Annotated in this window: 23 protein-coding genes; 2 read left to right on the forward strand and 21 right to left on the reverse strand. The window is 64.3% G+C overall.

Annotated features, from left to right (window positions below):
* Positions 1-9 precede the first annotated feature (9 nt).
* The 10 genes from CH273_RS10190 to CH273_RS10235 are packed head-to-tail and all read right to left on the reverse strand — an operon-like array spanning position 10 to position 9,472.
* Positions 10-969, reverse strand: a complete 960-nt coding sequence (locus tag CH273_RS10190) for an ROK family protein (protein ID WP_032395023.1) — start codon at positions 967-969, stop codon at positions 10-12.
* Positions 966-1,634, reverse strand: coding sequence for an HAD-IA family hydrolase (locus CH273_RS10195; protein WP_032395024.1), 669 nt, complete (start codon positions 1,632-1,634; stop codon positions 966-968). Before CH273_RS10195 ends, CH273_RS10190 begins: the two co-directional genes overlap by 4 nt.
* Positions 1,631-2,518 carry a TIGR03619 family F420-dependent LLM class oxidoreductase gene (locus CH273_RS10200; protein ID WP_032395025.1) on the reverse strand — a complete coding sequence of 296 codons (888 nt, stop codon included), beginning with the start codon at positions 2,516-2,518 and terminating at the stop codon, positions 1,631-1,633. The genes CH273_RS10195 and CH273_RS10200 overlap by 4 nt, the downstream gene beginning before the upstream one ends.
* Complete coding sequence (locus CH273_RS10205) at positions 2,515-3,312, reverse strand: VOC family protein (protein WP_032395026.1); 798 nt, start codon at positions 3,310-3,312, stop codon at positions 2,515-2,517. The genes CH273_RS10200 and CH273_RS10205 overlap by 4 nt, the downstream gene beginning before the upstream one ends.
* Positions 3,309-4,208, reverse strand: coding sequence for an NADP-dependent oxidoreductase (locus CH273_RS10210; protein ID WP_032395027.1), 900 nt, complete (start codon positions 4,206-4,208; stop codon positions 3,309-3,311). Before CH273_RS10210 ends, CH273_RS10205 begins: the two co-directional genes overlap by 4 nt.
* Entirely contained in the window at positions 4,205-5,023 is an 819-nt protein-coding gene (locus tag CH273_RS10215) for an SDR family NAD(P)-dependent oxidoreductase (RefSeq protein ID WP_032395028.1), read from the reverse strand. The genes CH273_RS10210 and CH273_RS10215 overlap by 4 nt, the downstream gene beginning before the upstream one ends.
* Entirely contained in the window at positions 5,016-6,011 is a 996-nt protein-coding gene (locus CH273_RS10220) for a zinc-dependent alcohol dehydrogenase (RefSeq protein ID WP_032395029.1), read from the reverse strand. Before CH273_RS10220 ends, CH273_RS10215 begins: the two co-directional genes overlap by 8 nt.
* Positions 6,008-7,198: an MFS transporter gene (locus CH273_RS10225; RefSeq protein ID WP_032395030.1), complete on the reverse strand. Its 1,191-nt coding sequence runs from the start codon at positions 7,196-7,198 to the stop codon at positions 6,008-6,010. The genes CH273_RS10220 and CH273_RS10225 overlap by 4 nt, the downstream gene beginning before the upstream one ends.
* Positions 7,199-7,202: 4 nt before the next feature.
* Positions 7,203-8,240, reverse strand: a complete 1,038-nt coding sequence (locus CH273_RS10230; protein WP_032395031.1) for a ketoacyl-ACP synthase III family protein — start codon at positions 8,238-8,240, stop codon at positions 7,203-7,205.
* Positions 8,237-9,472 (reverse strand): sedoheptulose 7-phosphate cyclase, encoded by a 1,236-nt coding sequence (locus CH273_RS10235; RefSeq protein ID WP_032395032.1) that lies wholly within the window; start codon positions 9,470-9,472, stop codon positions 8,237-8,239. Before CH273_RS10235 ends, CH273_RS10230 begins: the two co-directional genes overlap by 4 nt.
* 169 nt (positions 9,473-9,641) lie before the next feature.
* Here CH273_RS10235 and CH273_RS10240 point away from each other — a divergent pair, with 169 nt between their 5' ends.
* On the forward strand, positions 9,642-10,247 hold the full coding sequence (locus tag CH273_RS10240) for a TetR/AcrR family transcriptional regulator (protein WP_032395033.1): 606 nt from the start codon (positions 9,642-9,644) through the stop codon (positions 10,245-10,247).
* Positions 10,248-10,259: 12 nt separating this feature from the next.
* Here CH273_RS10240 and CH273_RS10245 read toward each other — a convergent pair whose 3' ends face one another.
* From CH273_RS10245 to CH273_RS10285, 9 genes are read right to left on the reverse strand one after another with little or no spacing between them, the layout of a single operon-like run.
* Positions 10,260-11,588 carry an aspartate aminotransferase family protein gene (locus tag CH273_RS10245; protein WP_032395034.1) on the reverse strand — a complete coding sequence of 443 codons (1,329 nt, stop codon included), beginning with the start codon at positions 11,586-11,588 and terminating at the stop codon, positions 10,260-10,262.
* A 1-nt stretch (position 11,589) separates the two neighbouring features.
* A complete protein-coding gene (locus tag CH273_RS10250; RefSeq protein ID WP_032395136.1) occupies positions 11,590-12,534 on the reverse strand; it encodes a choline kinase family protein in 945 nt (314 codons plus the stop codon).
* A gap of 7 nt (positions 12,535-12,541) precedes the next feature.
* Positions 12,542-13,477: a phosphotransferase gene (locus CH273_RS10255; RefSeq protein ID WP_082322436.1), complete on the reverse strand. Its 936-nt coding sequence runs from the start codon at positions 13,475-13,477 to the stop codon at positions 12,542-12,544.
* Positions 13,474-14,883, reverse strand: a complete 1,410-nt coding sequence (locus CH273_RS10260) for an amidase (protein WP_052049430.1) — start codon at positions 14,881-14,883, stop codon at positions 13,474-13,476. The genes CH273_RS10255 and CH273_RS10260 overlap by 4 nt, the downstream gene beginning before the upstream one ends.
* Positions 14,884-14,893: 10 nt before the next feature.
* Positions 14,894-15,685, reverse strand: a complete 792-nt coding sequence (locus CH273_RS10265; protein ID WP_032395035.1) for an SDR family NAD(P)-dependent oxidoreductase — start codon at positions 15,683-15,685, stop codon at positions 14,894-14,896.
* Between the two features lie 13 nt (positions 15,686-15,698).
* Positions 15,699-16,967: a M20 family metallo-hydrolase gene (locus tag CH273_RS10270; protein WP_052049431.1), complete on the reverse strand. Its 1,269-nt coding sequence runs from the start codon at positions 16,965-16,967 to the stop codon at positions 15,699-15,701.
* A complete protein-coding gene (locus CH273_RS10275; protein WP_032395036.1) occupies positions 16,967-18,529 on the reverse strand; it encodes a sodium:solute symporter family protein in 1,563 nt (520 codons plus the stop codon). Before CH273_RS10275 ends, CH273_RS10270 begins: the two co-directional genes overlap by 1 nt.
* Position 18,530: 1 nt before the next feature.
* Positions 18,531-18,809: a hypothetical protein gene (locus CH273_RS10280; protein ID WP_045199456.1), complete on the reverse strand. Its 279-nt coding sequence runs from the start codon at positions 18,807-18,809 to the stop codon at positions 18,531-18,533.
* 5 nt (positions 18,810-18,814) lie between these two features.
* Positions 18,815-19,579, reverse strand: coding sequence for an inositol monophosphatase family protein (locus CH273_RS10285; protein WP_052049432.1), 765 nt, complete (start codon positions 19,577-19,579; stop codon positions 18,815-18,817).
* 244 nt (positions 19,580-19,823) lie between these two features.
* Here CH273_RS10285 and CH273_RS10290 point away from each other — a divergent pair, with 244 nt between their 5' ends.
* Positions 19,824-20,594, forward strand: a complete 771-nt coding sequence (locus CH273_RS10290) for a GntR family transcriptional regulator (protein WP_045199458.1) — start codon at positions 19,824-19,826, stop codon at positions 20,592-20,594.
* 46 nt (positions 20,595-20,640) lie between these two features.
* Here the strand turns inward: CH273_RS10290 and CH273_RS10295 are convergent, their stop codons facing one another.
* The gene (locus tag CH273_RS10295) at positions 20,641-22,590 is read right to left on the reverse strand and encodes a primary-amine oxidase (protein ID WP_032395037.1); all 1,950 of its coding nucleotides are present in this window, start codon (positions 22,588-22,590) and stop codon (positions 20,641-20,643) included.
* Positions 22,587-22,964 carry a hypothetical protein gene (locus tag CH273_RS10300; protein WP_032395038.1) on the reverse strand — a complete coding sequence of 126 codons (378 nt, stop codon included), beginning with the start codon at positions 22,962-22,964 and terminating at the stop codon, positions 22,587-22,589. Before CH273_RS10300 ends, CH273_RS10295 begins: the two co-directional genes overlap by 4 nt.
* Positions 22,965-23,063: the final 99 nt, after the last annotated feature.

Raw genomic sequence — 23,063 nt, forward strand, 5'->3', positions numbered from 1 at the left:
GAGTCTCTTTCAGGTCTTGGTGGCGCGCAGATAGCCGTCGGCTATGGCGTCGGCTCCGGCCAGAGTGTCGATGTCGCCGGGCTTGCAGAGGTGGATGATCTCGGCGACACGCTCCGAGGTGAGGGAGTCGGCGTACGAGCGTGTCTCCGCGAGTTGTTCCTCGAGCTCACGTCCGTAGAATTCGCACAGTCCCTCCGCGACGCCACCGCCGATGCCGATTCGGTCCAAGCGCGGGTCGAGGGTGATCATGGTCCTGATCAGTTCGGCGATCGGTTCCACCACAATCCCTAGCAACCTGGCCGCGTCTGCGTGTCCGGCCGTAAGCGACGCCGCGAAGGTATCGACGTCGTAGCCAATGCCGAGTACCTCCGCGACCGCCTCTACTCCGGGGCCGGACGAGATGGACGAAACGTGCCCGATGCCGCCGCATGCGCAGGGCAACGTCCGCACTGCCTCCGGGGCTGAACTCGTTGCCCGCAGATGGCCGATCTCACCCTGTAGACCTCGGTGGTCGACCGGGATGGTTCTGTCGGTGAGAACTGCAGTGCGCACAGCGATTCCGCTGCTGATCGTGAGGTAGGCGATGTGACGGTCGGTAGGTCGAGCGAACCCGAGTGCGAACGACGCCAGCCCAGCCGTCACGTCGTTGACGAGCCGCCATCGCACATCGGGGCGTCGAGAGGTCAGGACGTCGAGCAGGGGAATCTCACCGGTTGGCGCGCCTCCCCACAGGGGCCCGGAACCGAGGGCAACACCGTTCTGCTCGTCGAGCGCAGCGCCACACGAAATGTTGGCCGCAGCACCCTGCGGAACATGGAGATCGAGGGTATCCACCAGTTGCTCCAACAGCTCGTCGGACGGTGTGCCGGGCTGCCTGATCGAGCTGGGAGACGGTAGCCGCTCGGTGGCATCGCCGTGTCGGATGCGCAGCCACGTCCCGCCGAGATCGACCGAGACGGTGGTGTTCACGTCACCCCATCCACATCGATCACCAGACCGCCGTCGCTTACCACCACCCGCATCGATTCGAAGTCGTCGACGCGGGCAACCTGTGGACCGGACTCGTTGCCGATCGCGATGCACCGCGCGCCGGCGGCATGAGCTGCGGCAATCCCGGCGTCGGCGTCCTCGAAAACGATGCACGACTCGATCGGCACACCCAATTGCTCTGCGGCATACTGAAATCCCTCGGGATCAGGCTTGCCGACGGCGACGTCCTCGGCGCACACGGCAATTCGCGGCGTCGGAAATCCGGCCGCGGTGAGGCGTCGCACCATCATCGAACGCGACGCCGACGTCACCACCGCCCATCGGTCCGGGGGCACCGCGGCGAGAAACGTCTGCGCACCGGCAATGGGCCGAACCGGCACCAGGTTCTGGTGTTCGCGTTCTCGAATCCATCGGAGCGCGGCACGGAGGTCGGCAGTGGGGCCGAGTACACGCAGAACGATGTCGGCGGCCAGTCGCCCCGGCAGCGCCTTGGCCATCACGGCCTTGTCGACGCCGTGGCGTTCGGCGAACTCGAACCACACCGCCTCGATCGACTCGTGGGAATCGACGAGTGTGCCGTCCATGTCGAACAGGAATGCAGCTGCCGTGATGGATCCGCGAAGCGGGCCGGGCTGCAGACTCATACCGTAGCCTCCGCTCGCATCCCCAAGGCGTCGCCGGCGTAGCGGACGAGCTCGAGATCGTCTGCGGTGGAGCGGCGTAGTCGTTGGTCGCCCGGGTCGGTATCGAGAACCACGGTGCCGGCACCCAATTCGCTGAGAAATTCGATGTCGGTACGGATCTGACCCACGGTCCCGTACCCGAGGGGACGATTGGGCGACTGCACCGGAGTGTCGGTGGGCAGAAAGTAGATTCTCGGGACGAACTCCTTGTCCTCGTGCAGGGCTCGCGATCCTGCGATGCACAGTTGTCTCGACGGGTGCAGTGGATGCCAACCGGTGCCGCGGGTATTGGTCCGGTCGATCGCAGCCGGGCCGTTGCCGCCGATCCACAGCGGCGGATGTGGCGACTGCACCGGCATCGGCCCACCGTGAATACGGCGGGATGTGCCACTGGCACCGGGGGATTCGTAGGTCTCCGACGCCCACGCGGCTGCCAGGGTGTCGAGTGTGGTGTCGGTCAGCCTGCCCCGGCGGTGGAACGGAACACCCAGAACGTCGAACGCCTGCGCCGTCCAACCCACGCCGACTCCGACGATGAGTCGTCCGGCGCTGAGCCGGTCGATCGTTGCGGTGGCATGCGCGAGGTATGCCGGATGGCGATGGCTCCCGATCAGCACTCCGCTACCGAGACGGATCGAGTCGGTCTGCCCGGCAAGCCACGACAGCGTCGTCAGGCATTCGTAGAACGGCGCGGGGGAGCGGCGATTCGCATCGTCGGTCAGTACCACGTGATCCGAGAGCAGGATGTTGTCGAATCCGGCCGATTCGGCAGTGCGTGCCCACCCGAGGAGCCCGTCCGGATCGATCTGTGGCCCGAAGTTCGGCAGATTGAGTCCGTACTTCACGGCGCACCCGGAAACAGTCGACGTGCGCCGGTGTTCCGATCACTGGTGGGCAGGGTGAGGAAATTGCCACCGTTGGCCGTCAGCGGCCGGGCACCGTGCTTGCGTCCGATGTGATGCTCGAACAGTTCCACATTGAGCTCACCGACCGAGACCATTGCCATCCTGGACGTACCTTCCACATCGAGATCGAATTGCGCGCGCATGAAGCCGCGGTCTGCTTCGATCTCGGTGCGCAGTACCTCGGTTGCGGAGTGCGAGGCCACCAGCTGCGCGATGGTCGCATCGAGATCCGCCACGCTGTACCCGGAATGGTCGAGCCCTCGGCAGGTCGGCAGCAGCGCCGAGGGGATATCGTCACGTCGATGATGCAGCCGGGCGTCGGTGTGGCGGAAATAGCCCGGGGTCTCGGGCCACTGCTGCAGCTCGAACAACGTGCCCCACGGCGATCTGAAGTAGATCCACTTGTTGCCGGCAATCGGACCCTCGGGGACGGTGATCACATCGCCGAGCAACGAAACATCCTGCTGTTCATCGAGGTAAACCGCTGCAGCGTCGATGTCTCCGACGGTGAAGCACAGGTGATTGGTTCCCACATCGACTATTCGCGGCGGGGTCTGTTCGGCCGAAGCCGAGGACGTGAACTCGACGGTGACGCTGCTCGAGACCGGCACCGAGGCACCGTCGGTGGCAGTCGCGCCGACGAGCGATGCGACGAAGTCAGCGGCCTGGTGGGCGTCCGGGACGGTGATACCTATTGTGGTGAGCGATGTTTCGATTGTTTCGGTCGTGGTCATGGGATCAGCAGTACCTTTCCTCGGGTTCCACCGGCCGCTAGGAGCGCATGCGCCTGCGAGGCCTTGTCGAATCCGAATTCGCGGGCAACGGGGACAGTGAGCGTGCCCGCCGAGACGAGCGCGGAGATCTCCGCCAGTCCCGGTCCGTCCTCGTTCACATAGCTCTTGCCCGGGGTGATCCCGCGTTGTGGTTGTGGTTGGTCGCCGTCCTCGATCGAGACGTACGCGCCGCCGTCGCGCACGGAGTCGATGGTCTCGACCACGCCTGCGGTGTCGACGACGGCGTCGTACTCACCTGCCTGCAGGTCGACGGGTTTCGCGAACACTCGGCGTGCGCCGAACGCGAGCAGATCCTCGGTGTCGGACACACGCGCGAGGGCGTCCACTCGGTGGCCGCGGCCGATCAGAATCGCCGACGCGATGCGTCCCACCGCGCCCGCAGCCCCGGTCACCAAGACCGACGAGTGCGCTGCGAGGGCGATCTTGTCGAGTTGCTGCACGGCGGTGAGAGATGCGAGCGGGATCGCTGCCGCATGCGCCAGGCCGACGCCGGTGGGCGCGTGTGCGAACAGAGATTCGTCGGCGACCACACGCTCGGCATAGGTACCGAAACGATGTGCCGGCTGCGCAATCATCCCGATCACGTTGTCGCCCGGTGCAAATCGAGTCACCGACTGTCCGACGGCGACGACGGTGCCCGACACATCCCAACCGAGGACCGCGGGGTACGTCAGTTCGATCGGTAGAAATCCCGAGCGGGTCTTGAGGTCGACCGGATTGACGGCGGCCGCAGCCACCGACACCGTGATGTCTCCCGGTCCGGCGACGGGTTCGTCCACGTCGGCGACAGTCAGTACTTCGGGTTCACCCTTGGCGGTGATGACAACGGCCTTCATGCGATCTCCTCTCGTTCGGCTGCGGGCACCAACTCGCCCGCGTACCGTGCGTTTTCCTCCGCTGCGGTCAGCACGAGGCCGCCGTCGACGGTGATGGTGGTACCGGTGAGGTAACTCGATGCCGGTCCGGCGAGAAAGACTGCGGCTGCGGCAACCTCGTTCACCCCGGCGGGCCTGCCGAGGGGAATGGCCGGCCTCGAAATCTCCGCGTAGGCGGATTCGTCGACAACTCCGTTCATCGCGGTTGCTGTCTCCCCGGGAGCTACCGAATTGACGCGAACACCGTGCCGCGCGAACTCGAGCGCGAGTACCTTCCCCGACGCAGCCAACGCTGCCTTGCTGGCGCAGTAGATCGCGCCGCCGGTGATGGGCACCGAATCGTGAACCGAGGTGATGTTGACGATCGAGCCCGCGATGCCGTCCGAGATCATGCGACGACCGACAGCCGATGCCAACGTAAGTGGCGTGACGGTGTTGATCGCCAGGACATCCTCGATCCGTTGGACATCGAGACCGTCGGCCGAGGACCGGTCGTTGACGCCGGCGTTGTTGACAAGGCATCGGATCTCGCCGAACGTGCCGATCGCGCCCTCGACTGCGGCGACCGTGGCCCGCGCGTCACGCAGATCGAGCTGGAGCGCAATCGCGTCGACGGGATACGACGCTCGAATATCGTCGATCAGTCGACTGACTCGGTCGGTGCCGTTGCCGTATCCGAGGATCAGGTTGTGTCCCTCGCGTGCGAGGGCCACGGCGATCGCACGTCCGATTCCGCTACTGGCACCGGTGACGACGGTGTAGCCGGGTCTACTCAACTGCGATCACCACCTTCGGGCGTGACCTGTGGCTTTCGAGACGATCGAAGGCCGCCTTGGCGTCGGACAACGGGACCACGCTGTCGATGAGCGCCGCCAGGGCGGGACGAATGAGCGGGAAGAGCGCCGCAGCACGGCGATAGTGATCGACACCGTGACGAATCCCGATGATCGAGATACCCGCCAGCGCAACCGCTCCGGGGTCGATGGACTCGCAGTGCGCAGCCACGCCGACGAGAATGCACTTTCCACCGGGGCGCAGTACCCCGATTGCAGTGCTCAGTGCGCCGACGCCGCCCGATGCCTCCACGACGATGTCGTATGGCCCGGTCAGAGCGTCGGCCTCGGTGAAAGTGCGAGCCACCGCGCTTGGGTCGAGGTGCTCGATGCATCGTGGTTCGAGAATGTCGACGGTGACGGGGTAGCGGGAAAGCATGGCCACCGCGAGACTGCCGATGGTTCCCGCCCCGACGACGAGGACCCGATCGCCCGGCGACACCGATGCCGCGTCGACAGCTTCGAGTACGGTCACCAGCGGTTCGATGAGGACATGTTCGGGTTCGGCTGTCACCCGTCCCAGCGAGACCACGGCGCGCCGCGGCATGACGAGGAATTGTGCTGCAGCCCCGCCGTGTTCGTAGAGGCCGACCTCGCGAAGATCCGAACACTGGTTTCGTTTACCCGATCCGCAGGCCGTGCAGGACTGACAGAAGAGCATGGTGCTTCCGGTGACCGCGTCACCGGCATCGAGATCGCGGACGCCGCTGCCCGTCCGTTCGACCACGCCGACCCACTCGTGGCCGAAGTGGTGCGGAAAGGACGTCTTCCCGTCGGTCAGGTACGAGGACGTGCCGTGCAACAGTTCCAGATCCGTACCGCACAGCCCGACGTACGAGACAGCGACCACGACGTCGTCCGGGCCGCAGACCGGTGCGTCGAGCTCGACGATCGAAACGGAATGCGGCGCGTCGATCACCGCGGCTCTCATGCGGCCACCTGTGACGCGCGACGACTGACGAACAGCAGCACCACCGCGCCGACGGCGAGGACCGCTCCGATGGCAGGCAGGACCGAGACGCTGCTGCCTCCCGACAGGGCGATGGAACCGATCCAGGCACCCGCTGCGTTGGCGAGTTGGAACCCGGCGATGTTGACGGTGGCCGCGAGGTGGGGCGCTTCACTGGCCGCGCCGATCAACTTCGAGGCCAGTGGCGGGATGATCGAGAAGCCCGCGGCACCGAGAACGAACATCCACGCGAACGCGAACCATGCTGTGCCGCCGAAGAGGAACAGGACGACGAGTGCGCCCGCGAGTGCCGTCAGCGCCGTGTACAGCGTCGTGTCCAGTGCTTTGTCTGCGAAGTATCCGCCGAGCTGGTTGCCGACCACCGAGCCGACGCCGAAGACGAACAGCACGATGGTGACGGTCGATGCGGAGATGCCGGCGTGATCGGTCAGGTAGGGCGCGATGTAGGTGAACACCACGAACAGCGCGGCCTGGCTCAGCGCCGTGAGGCCGATTGCCCACAACACCGGTCCGCGGGTGAACACGCTCAGTTCCGAAGTGACACTGCCGGTCTGATGTGACGGTGCTGCTCGTCGGGTCGAGGCGATCAAGGCGGCGGTGACCAACAATTGGAAGAGCGCGACGATGGCGAACGACCAACGCCAACCGAGCTGCGAGCCGATCAGCGTCCCCAACGGAACTCCGAGGACGGTGGCGAGGTTGAGCCCCAGCGTCACGCGTGCGATGACGCGGCCCTGAAATTCCGGTTCCACCAACGATGTTGCCAACACCAGGCACAGTGCGAAGAACGTCGCGTGGGGGAGCGCCGTAATGATTCGGAAGACCACGAGGGTCGCGAAGTTCGGGGCCAGTGCGGTGCCGATGTTGCCGATGACGAACAAGGCCATCAAAGCGGCGATGAGCGGGGTGCGAGGGACTTTGGTGGTGGCGATGGTGAGAAGGGGGCCGCCGATGACCACCGTGACGGCGTAGATCGTGATCAGCAGGCCCGCAGTCGAATCACTCACACCGACATCGGAGGAGATGTCCTGTAGAACTCCGGCGACGAGGTATTCGACGGTCCCCACCCCGAACACTGCGAGCAGCATCCAGATGATGGCCGCGTTCGCGTTGACCGCGGGCGCTTCGTGACGTGTCTCGGTGACCATTGGTCTATCCCTTCGTGGTGTTGTCGTGGCCGGTGTACTCGACTACTGCGCATCCCCAGGTGAACCCGACGCCGATGCCGGTGAGCATGATTCGGTCACCGGGCTGCAGGGTTTCGGTGTGCCGGAGCAGGTCGAGGCCGAGCAACGGGTCGGCAGCCCCGGTGTGTCCGATCTCGCGCCCCAGTTCGACCAGCGTCTGGTCGGGCTTGATCTTGAGAGGCTCGAAACACTGCTTGCGCAGCAGAACGTTGCCGAAGTTCGGGACGATCCACCTGCCGATCTCGCCGTGATGGGTCGCCGAGTCACCCAGTGCCGTTTCGGCACAACGCGACAGAGCCGCTGCGTTGCGGGACCAGAACTCGTCGATGGAGTGTGTCGCGGTGAAGCCCGCGACGCGTGCTCTCAGGTCGATGGGCCCGTCGGTGTCGTAGACCGGCATGTCCAGGCTGTCGAAGCCGCGGTGCATCTGTTCGAGGTGCGCATCGCTGACCACGGATGTCGACAGGATGCGGAACGGGCCGAGATCGGGTCCGACGACGGCGGCGGCCGCACCGTCGCCGTAGACGAGTCCGCTGTCGGACTTCCACCGGTCGAACAGTGGCATTCGCCATGCGTCGGACGCGGTCACCAATCCCTTGCCGCGTCCGTCGAACCAACGACCGATCATCTCCATGCCCACGATCGCGCCGGCACATGCGGTGCGGATCTCGATGGGCAGACAGTCGTCGATGCCGAGTTCGTTCTGGATGTACGCACCGCAGTTCCAGGCCTCCAGACCGTTGTGCAGAACGACAGCGTGTACCAGAAGATCGATCTCGTCAGTGTTGATTCCGCTGTCCTGCAACGCGGCTCGGCCCGCGAGGACGGCCATGTCCGGCGCGGACTCGCCGAGGTCGGGATTCGAGACCGCGACCGACGTCTGCCCGGTCTTCTGGTGCTCGACCGAGTCGAATCGCCCCGCCGCGACCATATCGGCCGCCTGCACTCGGCTTTCGGGTAGATAGGACCCGAAGCCCTCGATGTACAGGCTGTCCCACTTCATGACGCGACCTTCGTCACCGAGACTTCACCGTTGGCCAGCCCGGTGTTCTTGCGCGCGAGAAGAGTCAGCGCGGACGCGATCTCCTCGTTGGTCACATCGTTGGCGAAATGGTGTCCGCCGATACCGACGGGCAGCGGCAGTCGCTGACGTCCGTCTCGATGGCGGACGGTGTCTGCGAGTGCGGCGTCGAGCACGCCTGCGGTGGACAACACGTCGTTCCAGACGGGGAGGCCGAGCCGTTTCATCACCGTGAGAATCCGGTCCAGATCCTCTCTGCTGAGGCTTCCGCGCAGGAAACCCAGCGCGGAGGTGAGCGCCATGTCGATGCTGACGGCCTCGCCGTGCAGCAGAGCGGGCAGAGCCTCCATCTCGAGTGTGGGCGAGAACGTGTGGCCGTAGTCCACGCACCGTTCGAGGCAGGACTCCCACAGGTTGGGTTGAAGCTCCTCGAGCATGAGGTGGATCGATTCGGCAATGACCTGCGTTGCAGCAGTGTCGAGTTCGCTGCACGTACCTTGAAAATTGTCGGCGATCAGGCGTTGACCGTAGGTTTCGAGCAGCTCGAACAGGTCGACCGACTTGATCAACGCCATCTTCAGGATCTCGGCGAGACCGTTGGACAGGTGTCGGTCGTCGAGGGTGCGCAGGAATGAGCGGTCCACGTAGGTGGCGATGGCGGGGGCGTACGTTCCGAGGCGGTTCTTGCCCATGCCGTAGTTGACACCCGTCTTGACGCCCACTCCGGCGTCGACGAGACCGATCAAGGTGGTGGGAATCCTGATGTACGGAGTGCCGCGCCGATAGACACTCGCGGCGAATCCGACGACGTCGAGCAGCACGCCACCGCCGACGGCGATGACCGGCTCGCGTCGTCGGTCGATACCGAATCCGTTCATCGCGTCGACGACGCGGATGACCGAGCTCCATTCCTTCACCGTTTCGTCGGCGCGCATCGGCACGAACGATGCGGCCACCCCGTGGTGCTCGAAGTATCTCCTGATGCGGTCGCCGTGGATGCGATCGACATTGGAGTCGATCACGACGAGGCGTCTGTCTCCCCGGGTCAGCGGTGCTGCGCTGCAGCCGGTCAACAGCTGGGCGTTTTCCGTCTCGAACAGGTTCCGTGCGGCGATGACGTGGTACTCGACCTGCTTCACCGCCTCGACCTTCCACGCCGAGTCGGTGTCTGCGCTGTGACTGAGTCCGAGTTTGAATGAAGCGGCACTACGCATTTCGATCCCCCTGGACGGTGATGTGCACTCTCGGGCTGTATTCGCTCTCTTCCGTGCGGCGCCGAACCGAAGTTCTTGCAGAAGCGTAAGGGATTCGCTTAGTGATCGCTACAGGAGTAGAGTAGATCACAGCTGAACAGAACTGTTGCGATGTGACACAGGAGGGCCTATGGCCGGCGTGCGAGGGCAGGGGCGCAAGTTCGATGTCGACTCTGCGCTGGACAAGGCGATGTTCGCCTTCTGGGAGCACGGGTACGAGGGCACCTCGGTGTCGATGCTGACCGGTGCCATGGGCATCAACCCGCCCAGTCTCTACAGTGCATTCGGCGGCAAGGAGGGGCTGTTCTTCGCAGCGGTGGACCGCTACCTCGCTACGCGCGGGGACTTCATGGCCCGGGCGTTCGCCGAGGAGCCGCAGGCCGCCAAGCTCATCTCACGGCTGCTGTACGACGCGGCTGTGCACTACACCGACGATTCGTGTCCGGGGGGCTGTCTGATCATCAGCTCGGCCGTCGGCGTCACCGACGCCAACCGAGGGATAGCAGATCGGTTGCGGGACATGCGCAATGCCAACGTCGCGCTGCTGTCGGAGCGCATTTCGGAGAACATCGCCGACGGCATCCTGCCCCCGTCATGGGAGCCCGTCGACGTTGCGGAATTGATCGGTGTGATCATTCAGGGCATGTCTCAGCGAGCCCGGGACGGCGCAACGCGGGGTCAACTCGAACGAGTGGCCGACAGAACCTTGGCGTCGCTGGGCCCGACCGACGCCTGACAGACATTCGTATCAGGCCACGACCGCCGCGAACATGTCGAGGAACAGGTCGATGTCTGCCGACTCGATGGTCAACGGCGGTCTGATCTTCAATGTGTTTCCGTACGAACCGGTGGCCGAGATCAACACCCCGCGTTCCTTCATGGCGTTGACCACGCGCAATGCCTCGGCCGGATCCGGTTCACCCGCCGGGCCGATGAATTCGACTCCGACGAACAACCCCGCACCACGGATGTCACCGATGGAATCGATACTCGGGGCAAGTCCTCTCAGGCCCGTCAGCATGCGCGAACCCATCGAGGCGGAGTTGGCGACCAAGTCCTCGTCGCGGATCACGTCGAGAACCGCCTGGGCCGCAGCAACGGTCACCGGATTGCCACCGAAGGTGTTGAAGTAGCGCAGGTCTCGTCCGAACGACTCGGCCAACGAACTCTGCATGACCAGTCCGGCGATGGGCATCCCGTTACCCATCGGTTTGCCCATCGTCACGATGTCGGGCAGCAACCCGTGCCGCTCGAAGCCCCACATCGATGCGCCCAGTCGGCCGAATCCCGGCTGCACCTCGTCGGCGATCAACATCCCACCCGCTGCGTGAACGACGTCCGCTGCAGGCTTCAGGAACGGTGTCGGCTCCGGCAAGATCCCGTCGGAGGCGAAGATCGAATCGACCATCAGCGCAGCGAAACCGACACCGCTGCAGACCAAGTCGTCGATCTGTGCCTGCACCTTCTCGGCGAACCACGTGCCCGGATCGCCGTCCACCCGGTAGGCGTCCGGGGCCGGAACCGTCCGCACCCACTCCGCGTCGCGGACGGACGCCGGACCCATCGACGGCGAACACGCCGCCACATCCACGGTTCCACCGTGATAAGCGCTTTCGGTGACGATGATGCCCTGACGGCCGGTCGCGTGCCGTGCGATCCGGAGAGCGAGGTCGTTCGCCTCGGACCCGGTACACGTGAACATCGCCGTGCTCAGGTTTTCCGGGAAAGTGCCGACCAGATCTTCTGCGTAGCCGATCACGGCCTCGTGCAGGTACCGCGTGTGCGTGTTGATCCTCGACATCTGCCGGGTGACGGCGTCGACAACCCGGGGATGGCAATGCCCCACGCTGGCGACGTTGTTGTACATGTCGAGGTATCGAGTGCCGTCGGCGTCGTAGACGTACACACCCTCTCCTCGTACCAACTCGAGCGGAGACTCGTACATCAGGTGGTAGGCGGGCCCGAGGACGCGCCTCCGGCGTTCGACCAGATCGAGCGTGCGAGTGCTGAGTCCCACGGTCGAGGATGCATCGAATCCGTTGACGCTCAGGGCTCCGACGCGATCGAGTGTGGTCACCTCACAACCCCTGCAGCCAGAACGCCCAACGCGGATCCGCCATCTTCATCCTGGCGCGGGCGAGCTTCCAGGTTCCGTACTTGTGGTAGTCGAAATCCCATGCGGTGCTGAGCTTGTGGTTCATGCAACCCCACAGGCCCCACTTCACGTCCGCGAGCGCGCTGCACACCTGCACGCGAGAGATCATCGACCACTCGGCCTTGCCGTAGAACTCCTCGATCAATTCCATCGTCTGCTGCTCGCCGTAGAACATCTCGGTGATCATGACGGCGAGCTCGTAGGCGCGGTCGTTGTTGGATGCGAACTCGTAGTCCACCAGTTTCATCGGCAGGCCGTCACCGATGAGGATGTTTCCTGGCATCGGGTCGTTGTGACATGCAACCAGATCCAGGCCGGACGCCAGCATCGCGTTCTTCGCCTGCCCGTACTCGGCGAGGATCAGCTCTGCGTCGCGCGGCAACCGCACACCGAGTTCGGCAACCTGATCGAGGTGTTCGTCGATCATGTCGAAGATCGTCTTCGTGATGCTGAGCTTGCTTCCCGAATGAAGCACGCGATACACATCGATCATGCCCATCGGGATCTCGGGACGCTTGAGGTCGCCGTTGGTGCACGCTCGGTAGCCTTCCAGGAATTCGATCACCTCCACCCCGGTCACCGGATCGAACAGCACCACCTCCGGCCCGATGTCCAGAGCGCCTGCCCGGCGAGCGGCTTCGTTGGCCAGTGACCGGTCGATGAACGAATCCGTCCCGGCGCCGGGGAGTTTCATGAAGTAGCGCTTGGGTTTCCCTTCGACGGTGATGCGCCAATTGCTGTTCATCAACCCTCCGGGTACCGGAGCGTAGGTGATGTTCAGGCCCTCCCACTCCGCAACGGCGGCCAGAGCCTTCTCCACCTGCCGTTCGGGCTCGGTTCGGGCAGATCCCAGTGCGATCTCGTTCATGGCCACCTCAGATATTCCGTACTCGGTCGTCGAAATGGGGGTCGCGCAATCCAGCCCGCGCTCTCAGGAACTGCCAGTCGGAGAACTTCGAATACTCCTGCGTGCCTGGCCTCATCGCGTCGGCATACGAGCCGATGAGGGCCCACCGCAGGGAGTCGGCGATGCCGTATACACGGGCGCGATCGAACAGCGCACTGTCGAACGATCCCCACATCATCTCGAACACCTCGCGTGCGTCGGTGTCGAACGGACGGATCTCCGCGAGCAAGGCACCGATGTCCTGCAACGGATCCATCAGCGCCGCAACGTCCCAGTCGACGAGCCGCATACCGCCGTCGTCGAGCATCAGGACATTGGAGACGTTGCCGTCGCCGTGGCAGGGGACCGCGTCGAACCCGGCACCGTCGATGCGGACTCGAGCAGGCGCGAGAGTCCGCAGCATCCAATCGAAGTCGGCCGGGAACAACCCCCCGACCTTCTCGACCAAACCGATCACGTGCGTCAGGTCCTCGAACACCGACGCACGTCTGGTGATTCCGCTGAGCCGGTGAACGGATGTCCGCAGCGCCACCAGCTTCTCCACATTCGCGTCCTCGTCGAACAGATCGAGCGTTGCGGTCGAACACCGTCCGGTGAAGTCCTCCATGACCAGCACACCGGAGGCTGCGTCGGAGAAGAAGACTTTCGGTCCGATGCCCGCGTCGCCGGCCGCGGTCGCCGCCGAGAACGTCGCTGCGACATCGATGTAGTCGCGAGCGTGCGGTTCCGTCACTTTCACGTATGCGGCCGAGCCCGCGCCGGAGTCCGCAACCTCGGCCCGCGCCGAATACCGCTCGGAGTCCGCGCCCCACCAACTGGGGCTCGCCATGGTGGTACCGGGGTCCAACGTCAGGTCGCCCGTTGCCCAGATACCCAACTCGCTCAGTGTCTGCCGCACAGTCATCCCAGCACTCCGATCTTGTCAGCGGCCACAGCCGTCGGCCAGTTCATCTCGAATCCCCGTGCACCTTCGAGCCATTTCGTCAGCCTCAGCACCGCCTGGTCGGCGAACCGAGGTCCGACGACCTGTATCCCGACAGGCATGTGTCCGGCGAAGCCGAAACAGAGCGCCGAGGCCGGTTGCGCGGTCTGGTTGAACCATGCGGTGAAACTGCAGTGGCCCAACGGTTGTGCCGGGTCGAGCCCGACTTCCTCGGCACCGAAGCCCACTGTGGGAACGACCGGGGAAATGACGAAGTCGAATTCGGACGTCTGCGCTCGAACAGATTCCTGCGAGCGCATCACCGCATCGGTATCTCGCGTGAACTGAGCGGCCGAATACTGCGCCGCCGCCGAGGCCCACTCCGCGACCGCGGGCAGTACCTGCGATCGACGACTCTCGGGAATGGCCTCCCACTCCGTGCGCGCACGAACCTGGAACAGGCGATCCAACGCCGGGTACGGATCCACGCCGAAGATCGGCGGCATGTCGGTGACCACGGCACCCGCTGCACTCAGTTGCATTGCGGCAGAACGCACCACGGCCTGTACGTCGTCGGAAACGGTGGGACCGTAGCCCATGTCGAGCATGACGCCGATGCGAAGTCCGGCAGGAGACAGGCTTGCGCGTATGTCGGTGGTGTCCTCGTGGGGCAGGCTCCACGTGTCGCGTGGATCGGGCCTCGAGACAACGCCGTAGAGGTCGATGAGATCGTCGACGGTGCGGGCCATAGGACCGGCCGATCGCATGGTCGACGGAGCGGTGTGCGGTATGCGGCCCTGCGTCGGCTTCAACGCAACGAGCCCGCAGTGTCCCGCAGGCAACCGCACCGACCCGGCGATATCGGAACCGACAGAGCCGAACCCGATGCCCGACGCCAGCGACGCGCCTGCACCGGCACTGGATCCACCGGTGTTGCGCGAAGGGTCCCAAGGATTGCTGGTGATTCCGTACAGCGAGCTGACGCCGGCTGCCATCATCCCCATGTCCGGCATCGTGGTCTTGCCGACGATGACGGCACCCGCTTCCTTCAGCCGGGCGGCCGGCGGCGCGTCGACCGTGGACATCGGCAGGTCCGCATTCGCGGCGACGCCGTGCCGCCACGGCATCCCGATCGCATGGACGCTGTCTTTGATCGTCACCGGAATCCCGTCCAGGCCTCCTCGGGCACGGCCGGATACGAGTCGGTCGGTCGCGGCTGCCGCGGCTGCACGGGCACCCGACTCGTCCACGTACGCCATCGCATTGATCACGGGGTCGGTCGCCGACAGATGCTCCAAGGTGGCGTCGAGCAACTGCACGGGAGTGAGCTCACCGGTGCCGAATGCCGCACGTATCTCGGCGACGGTTTTGGTCAACAGGGGATTCATCGCGTGCCTTTCATGCCGATACCGCGGTTACCGCCGGTACGACCGGAGTGCCGACGAGCCAGCCGCCGTCCACGGCCACGATCTCTCCGCAGATGTGGTCCGAGAGCGGGGAGGCCAGGAACAGCACGGTGTCGGCGATGTGCTGCGGATCTGCCCATTTGCCGTTGGGCGTCTGCCCCTCCAGAGCAGCGCGGATGGACGCGTCGTAGATCGCGGTCATGTCGGTCTCGACGAAGCCGGGCGCAACGCCGTTGACGTTGATTCCCATCGGTGCATAGTCGATGCCGACCTGCCGAGTGAAGTTGACCATCGCTCCCTTCGCCGCGCAGTACCCGGCAAATCCTGGATTGGCCCGCAGGCCGCTGATCGACGCGACGTTGACGATCTTGCCGCCCCGCCCGGCGTCGACCATGTGCCGTATCGCCGCTCGGGTGCAGAAGAACGTCCCGTCCACGTTCACTGCGAAAAGTGACCGCCACGCATCGTCGGTCGTGTCGAGGACCGTTCCGGCACTGAGCACTCCGGCGTTGTTGACGAGGATGTCGATGCCCGATCGGCCCGCGACGTCCGCGAAGACCGCGTCGACCTGCCGGGAATCGGAGATGTCCAGCAGGACGGACTCGGCGGTGCCTCCCGCATCACAGATCAGATTCGATGTCGATGCGCCGTCGGTGCGGAGTGCATCGCTGCGGTCGGCGATCACCACGTGCGCGCCGGCCGCCGCCAAAGTGGTCGCGACTGCTCGTCCGATGCCGCGGGACCCGCCTGTGACCACGGCAGTCTTGCCGCTCAAATCGATCATCTGGTTCTGCTTTCTATGCTCGAGTGCGGCTGGTGCCGGCGAGTTCGGAAGATCGGCCGACTCCGATATCGCCGCGGACCATGCGCGCTACCGTCTCGGCGAGCATTTTCACGCCGTCGAGCAGGTCGCTGTCGTGGGTCAGTTCTTTCTCGCTGTGCGAGATTCCGTCGACGCTGGGGACGAACAGCATCACCGTCGGGACGACGTCCTTGAGGTTCACCGAGTCGTGGCCGGCCATCGTGAGCATCCGTCGGGACGACAATCCGAGTGCCTCGGCTGCCTCCTCCGCCAGTTCGACGCCCTCGATCTGGTAGCTCGTGGACGGCCGTAGCGCCGAGGTGTCGACGCTGACCCGCACCTCCCCGTCGGTGTTGACGGAATCGATTGCTGCAAGAAGCTTCTCGTGGGCCTGCTCGAGAACCTCGGGATCGGAGGACCGGATGTCGATGGCCATGGTGACCTTCGACGGCACGACGATGGGGGAGTTGGGTTCGACATCGAACTCGCCGACCGAGGCCAGCAGCGCCTCCTGCGGGAACTGCGTGGTGAGTTCGCGGGTGGCGAGCACGATGCGCGATGCGCCGACCAACGCGTCGTGACGCAGGGCCATATGCGTTGCTCCGGTGTGCGACTGCTCACCGTGAACGGTGATCGAGTACTTCCGTGCGGCCCAGTTGGCGGTGACGATGCCGATCGTCGTGCCCGTGTCCGCGAGAATGGGGCCCTGTTCGATGTGGATTTCGGCGTAGGACGCGGCCTCGGGTGCATCGCCGTTGCCGTGAAATCCGATATCGGACAGAGCATCTCGCACGCTGACGCCATTGCGGTCGGTGACCTTCAGGATGTTCTCGGCGTCGAACTTGCCGATGAAGACCCCGCTTCCCATGAGGCTGGGCGAGAAACGGGAACCTTCCTCGTTGAACCAGTTCACCACCGCGAGGTTGAATTGTGGAGCGACCGAGCCCCGTTCGACGCATTCCGAGACCTCGTACGCGGCGTGTGCCGCGGCGAGGACCCCGTAGGCCCCGTCGTACTTTCCGGCCGTCGGCTGACTGTCGAGATGCGAGCCGACGAGGACGTACGGTGCGCCGGGAACCAACTCGACGGTGCCGTACATGTTTCCCACCGCGTCGACGGTGGTGGTGAAGCCGTGCCGGTCGAACCAGTCGGCAAGGAACCGCCTGGTTCGACCGTCGTCCGCGGTCGCTGCCTCGCGGTGCACGCCGCCGGCGGCGGTGGCACCGAACTGCGACATCGCGGCGAAATCGTCGAGAAAAGTCACTAGATCTTCTCCGGTGCGGGGTTGGCAGCGAGTTCGTCGATCCGGTCCTCGAAGGACAGGTCGACCGGTGCTGTGCGGGTAGGACGCTTGCCGACCGCGAACATCTCGTCGACGCGTGCCTTCTCCTCGGCCGTGATTCCGGTGACCTTGGAGACGATGAGGAAGACGACCAGGTTGACGGCCATGCCGACGACTCCGCCGGTGAGGCTGCCGAGTCCGACGATGTCGTCGGGGAAGATCGCGGTGAGCACCAGTGCGACGGTGAAGCCGGAGATCATTCCGGCGACTGCGCCCTTACCGTTGCCGCCTCGCCAGAAGATGCCGAGGAACAGTGGAATGGCAAGCTGCACAACGCCTTGGTACGAGATCTGCGCGAGGAGTTGTAGGCGCGTCATGTTGAAGGTGGCGTAGGCGACGATGGCCGCCGCTGCCATGAACGCGAGCATGCTCGTCTTGGCCACCTTGGTGAGTTGGCTGTCGGAGAGTTTGCGCTTGTCGGAGTTGACGATGTCGTTGGCGATCTGCAGTCCGCAGACCTGCACGCTGCCGTCGATGTGGCCCATGGATGCGGCGAACACCATGGTGGCGGCGAGTCCCAGAAGCCACGTCCCACCGTAGCTCTCGGCAATGGTGAACCAGCCGGTCTGCGGTGAATCGGCGACGGCGGGAATGACCGTGCCTGCGATACCGACGAGCATGAGCAGTGAGTAGAAGACGCCGGAGATCAGCACGGTGCGGATGGTGCCGGACTTGACTGCGCGGACACTGGATGCGGTGTAGATCCGCTGAAAACTCGTCGGCCAGCAGAGCGATCCGACGACACCGGTGAAGATGAGGGCGAAGAGGTAGAACGGGCCGTAGGAGTCGCCGTCGCCGGGTACGCGGAGATACTGGTCGGCGACGTCTCCCAGAGTCGAGAAGCTGATAGGCCCGCCGGCGACGCCGGAGAGGAGGATCAGGCAGAGTGCCGCGGAGAAGACATACGCGACGATGCCCTGGAACATGTCGGTCATGATCAACCCGCGCATGCCCATCTTGACGGTCCAGTACTGACGGATGACGATGACGGCCAGGCCGACGAACAGGCACGTGGTGACCGACCATGCTCCGGCACTGGCGATCTGGAAGACCTCGCCGAGTGCCTGCATACCGAGCACCACCCAGGGGAAGAGCGAGACGATACCGATGACGCTGGCGACGATCTTGGTGCCGCGCGAGTTGAAGCGCAGGCCCAGCAGGTCGGGCTGTGAGCGGAGGTTGTACTTCGCGCCCCATCGCCAGGCGCGGGTGGCCATGAAGTACATCATGGCGACACCGAGGCTGGAGTAGGCGAGGCCGTACATGCCGAATACGCCTGCGCCGCTGGCGAGTCCGAAGAACGCGATGAACACCGAACCCGGCCACCACGAGTTGACGTAGCTCATCGCGACATACCAGGGGCCGTAGCTGCGACCGCCCACCGAGTACTCGTCGAACGTCGGGGAGGTCTTCTGTTGGGTGGTGTACAGAATGAAGATGACGACGGCGTAGAAGACGCCGAGCATTCCCAGCATGATCAACATGTCATTCTCCAGTCAGCGGTGCGGTAGCGGGGAGGAGGTCCTCGTCGAGTTCGCCTCGGATGTCCTCGACGATGTAGAGGCCCCACAGGGTCAGTCCGAGCACGACCCCGTTGATCAGCCAGTACATGATGGCGAACGGGATACCGAGGATTTCGTAGCGAATTCCGCTGCCCCACATGTAGAGCGGTGGGAACAGTGCGAAGAGCAGAGCGAGAGCGTAGGTACCGCCGAAGAACGTCATGATGCTCTTTCGGCTCAGGCCGCGAATGTACTCTTTCATGTGCGTCATCCTTGGTTGACTATTTTGAGAACCGAGTCGTGAATTACGCCGTTGGTCGCAATCCCGTTGCCTTTGTCGAAGTCTCGCGCTCCGTCGAGCGAGGTGAAGGTGCCGCCGGCTTCCTCGATGATCACCGGCATGGGGGCAAGATCGTAGATCTGCGTCGTGTAGTCGACCACGGCATCGGCCTGGCCGCTCGCGACCATCATGTAGCCGTAGGCGTCGCCCCAGGTGCGTAGTACGGCACCCGTGGCGTGGAGGTCGACGATGGTATCCGGGTGCCAGTCCTCGAGCCAGGTTGCCATCACGTAGGCACCGTCGAGATCGGTCCTGCTCGAAACATGCACCTGCTCACCATTTTTCCAGCACCCTTTGCCGCGCTCGGCGTGCATGAGGATGTCGACGCTGGGTAGGTTGATGGCACCGAAGACGATCTCGTCGCCTTCCTCGATCGCAATCAGGTTGGCGTACAGAGGAACTCCGTGCACGAACGATTTGGTGCCGTCGATCGGGTCGACGATCCAGCGGTAGTCGGAGGTGCCGCCGGTTTCACCGAACTCCTCTCCGAGAAAGCCGTCGGTGGGGAAGTGCTCGGCGACGCCGGCTCTGATGTGCGTCTCGATATCGCGATCCGCCTGTGTAACAGGGGAACCGTCCTGTTTCTGTTCGACGGTGAGGCCTGAGGTGTCGAACCAGCGACGAGCGATCTCGCCCGCCGAGCGCGCGAGCTCCACGCCGAGAGCGGCGCGTGCCGACCTGGAATCCTCCACGGTGTTGCACCCTTCGGTAGATGTTGCGTTCTCGGGTAGGTGCAACGATGGGCGTAGACCATTTCTGGTTTTCTCGTCGATACGTGAACGTCGTGTAACGCATGACCTGGTTGCGGGTCATAGGACACCCGCCGTGTTAATCGTGCGTTAATGCCCAGGTCGAGGGGTGTTGCGCGGGCCTGATTGAAGATTGAATGGACACTGCAGTCATTCCAGGAGAAATCGAGGTGGTCCGGTGCTGTTGATGGAACAGACGCACGCGGCGCTTCTTCGGCTGGCGGCCGAGCTCGAATCGCGCTCCGTTGCCCGGTTGCCTCCCGAACGCGAACTGGCCGAGCGGCTCGGCACGTCGCGGACGACACTGCGCAAAGCGCTGGATCTCCTCGAACGCGACGGTGTCATCCGACGGACGAAGGGTAGGGCAGGCGGTGCCTTTCTGACCTCGGTGACACCGGGTTCGTCCTCGCCGGAAAGTGCGCAGTCCCTCTGTCAGAGCCGGCGACTGCTCCGAAGCCTCAACACCGTCAAGGGCGTCCCACAGATGCTGCACGAGCAGGGATTTCGAGACGGGACCAAAGTCATCTCGGCGCGCATCGCCGAGCCGAGCCCGGAGGCGGCGCAGGTCCTGGGAGACGGACCGGTGGTATCGCTGCTGCGCCTGCGCTTCGCCGACGGCGACACGCTGTCGCTGGAGCAGATGTACCTCAGCGACAGCATCTGTGGCCGAGTTCTGGAGACTCCGTTGGACTCGGTGTACGAGGCTCTGCGTACCCGGCTCGGCGTATCGGTGTGCATGGCAGACGAATCCATCGAACTGGCGACGATCAGTGCGCCCGCGGGCTCGCTGCTCCGCCAACCCGAGGGAACACCCATCCTGAAACTCGAACGCATCGGATACGACCAGTCCGAACGACCCGTCGAATATTCCGTCGACCTGTTCCGAGCCGATCGAACGCGATTGAGTGTGCGCACCTCGTCGCTGGTGAGTGCCTCGGTCACCGAGACTGCGACCTAGACGCGTAAGCCCGGAGACCGCGGTCCCCGGGCCTGGTCGCAGACAGCTACTCGTTGCAGCAATGTCCGGCGGGCTTCGGCGTCTCCGGTGCCAGATCCAGCATCGGATTGCCGTCGAAGAACCCGGTGGGCTTGAGGTGCAGACTCACATGACTGACCGGCATCACCGGCCAATCCTCGGGCCGCACCACATGGTGTGCAGCGATCGTGGGCCAGATGACCAGGTCGGCGTTCTCCAGGGAACGGTCACCGCTCGTGTACTTCACCAACCCATCGGGTCCGGGGTTCTGCGCCACGTACTCACCGGCCGCATAGCGCTCCCGTTCTGCGTACGGCGTCGCCCACAGGTGCTTGGTGGCGAACCCGCCTCGGCGCGCCTGCTGCGAACCTGGCTGTGCCAGAGGCAGAGCGACCGCACCGGACGGCTCGATCTTGTACCCGATGTGCCCACCGAGCTTGTTCTTCCTGTCCGCGTTGGCAATCAACCAGGAACGAGCCCGGAGTGGATCGGCGACGCGCTGCGCCTGCGATTCGGTGACGAGATGGCGCTTGGTCTGACGCCACGCGTTGCCGTGGGGATTGTCCGGCCCGACGGGTACGGCCTCGGCTTCGAGCTCGTACAGGTTGTTGCGTTCGCCGTCGACCTTCATGTCCAAACGAACACTGAAGAAGTGCTGGTGATGAGGCCCGTAGAGACCGGGCGCGACAAGAGTGCCGAACTCGGGGACCGTGCCCGGCTCGATCGCACCGGTGGAGATGATGCCGGTCAGCTTGATCTCGAACTCGATGGACCCGTCGAGATACAGATGCCAGTAGAAGCCGTAGTCGTAATTGCCCACGGTAGCGAAGAACGACACCACGAGACGACGGTTGCGTCGGACCTGGCCTACGTTGTCGCGAAAGTCGGTGTGCTTCCAGCCGATGCTGTAGTCCTCCTCGTGCATGCAGATCACATTCGGCAGTTCGATCGGCTGACCGTCCTGATCGTTGACGTACGCGTCGAAATAATGGATCTCGCCGAGGCAATCACAGCCCAGCTGAAGCGAATTGGCGAGAACGCCGAGCCCGTACTCGCCCTCGTCGAACACGTTCTTGTTCCACTGGCTGTCCCCGGGATCGCCGTAGGGTACATACATCTCCGACAGGGATGCTCGATGGATGACCGGGCGTAGGGTTCCCCGATCGACGTATCCGACATCGTGCAGCACGAGACCCTCCCGCGGCGTGAAGCCAACGCGCAAGCGCCAATTCGCCCACTCGACGTAGTGGCCGTCCACCGTGAACGACGGACCGTCGGGTTGAGTGATGTCGATCTTCTTCATCGGTGCCCGCTGGTGCGCGAACTCCGGGACGTTGCCGGGACGTTCGTAGAATCCGGGCAGATAGTTCCCGGGCGTGTCTGGGATGGGGACGACGCCGGTGTCTGCGACGTCGACGACCTCCATCGTGTCCATATCGACCGTCACGACGAGGTTCTCGACGGGCCGCGCGTAGCCGTTCTCCTGCGCTTCGCTTCGTACGAACGTCAGTGGCCGGGCGAGGCGTCGACCGCCGGGGTTGTCGCCCTCCATGGTGTGGCCGCTGGCCCACTTGTCCACCATTGCCAGCGAGAAGTCGGTGACGCCGCGTTTGACCATTGCCGCCTGCCAACGCGGGTCCGCCTTGATGACCTCCTCGCAGCGAAGGAACTCCTCCAGCGTGATGGGCGGCTGGGCGTCGGCGATCTCGGTGTAGCTGATCAGGGCGTCGTGGGTGAGCGAGACAACGGCCTCGAAAGTGGCATGGGCGTCACGGTCACGCAGGACGACGAATGCTCGACGGTCCGTATCCGATTGCTGCAGATCAGTTTTCGTCGGTTCCAGCAGTTCGATGTAGACGAAGCGTGCAGCGGAGGTCAGGTTCCGCTCGCGAACGACTACCGCCGACGTCCTCGAAATCTCCTGCGGGCTCAGCGGTTCGAGGGGATGAACTACAACGGGCGCAAAGGTATCGGTCATCGAGGCTCCTGCAGTCGGTGATGGAGAAGTTCCGGCGGAATGCCGCGCGTGCGAACGAAAACCACGACGGCGGCGAGCGTGAGTTCGACCGCCGCGAGAATCGAGGCGGCGGAGGCACCGCTGACAGCGTCGGTCACGACAGGCTGATGGTGCCCTGATGGACTGGAGGCGTGTGCAAGCAGCATGACGGCACTCGATGCCGCCATCACTACCCACGCACGATTGTTCGTCGACCGCCACAGATCGGCGGCGCACACAACGCACACCACCGCCATGGCGGTCACCAACATGCCCGACACGCCGCCGACGCCCATTCTCAGATGCAGAACGGCCGATATCACCGCGAGTGCCGATGCACAACGGTTGATCAACACAGTTCGCCACTTCCCGCCGTCGCTGTCCGTTACGACGCTAGGGGTAGACCATTACTGGTATTCGCAGTTCGCGTGAGGAACGTGTAACTCACCGAACGG

The organism is Rhodococcus sp. 05-339-2, assembly GCF_002258965.1.
Lineage (GTDB): Bacteria > Actinomycetota > Actinomycetes > Mycobacteriales > Mycobacteriaceae > Rhodococcoides.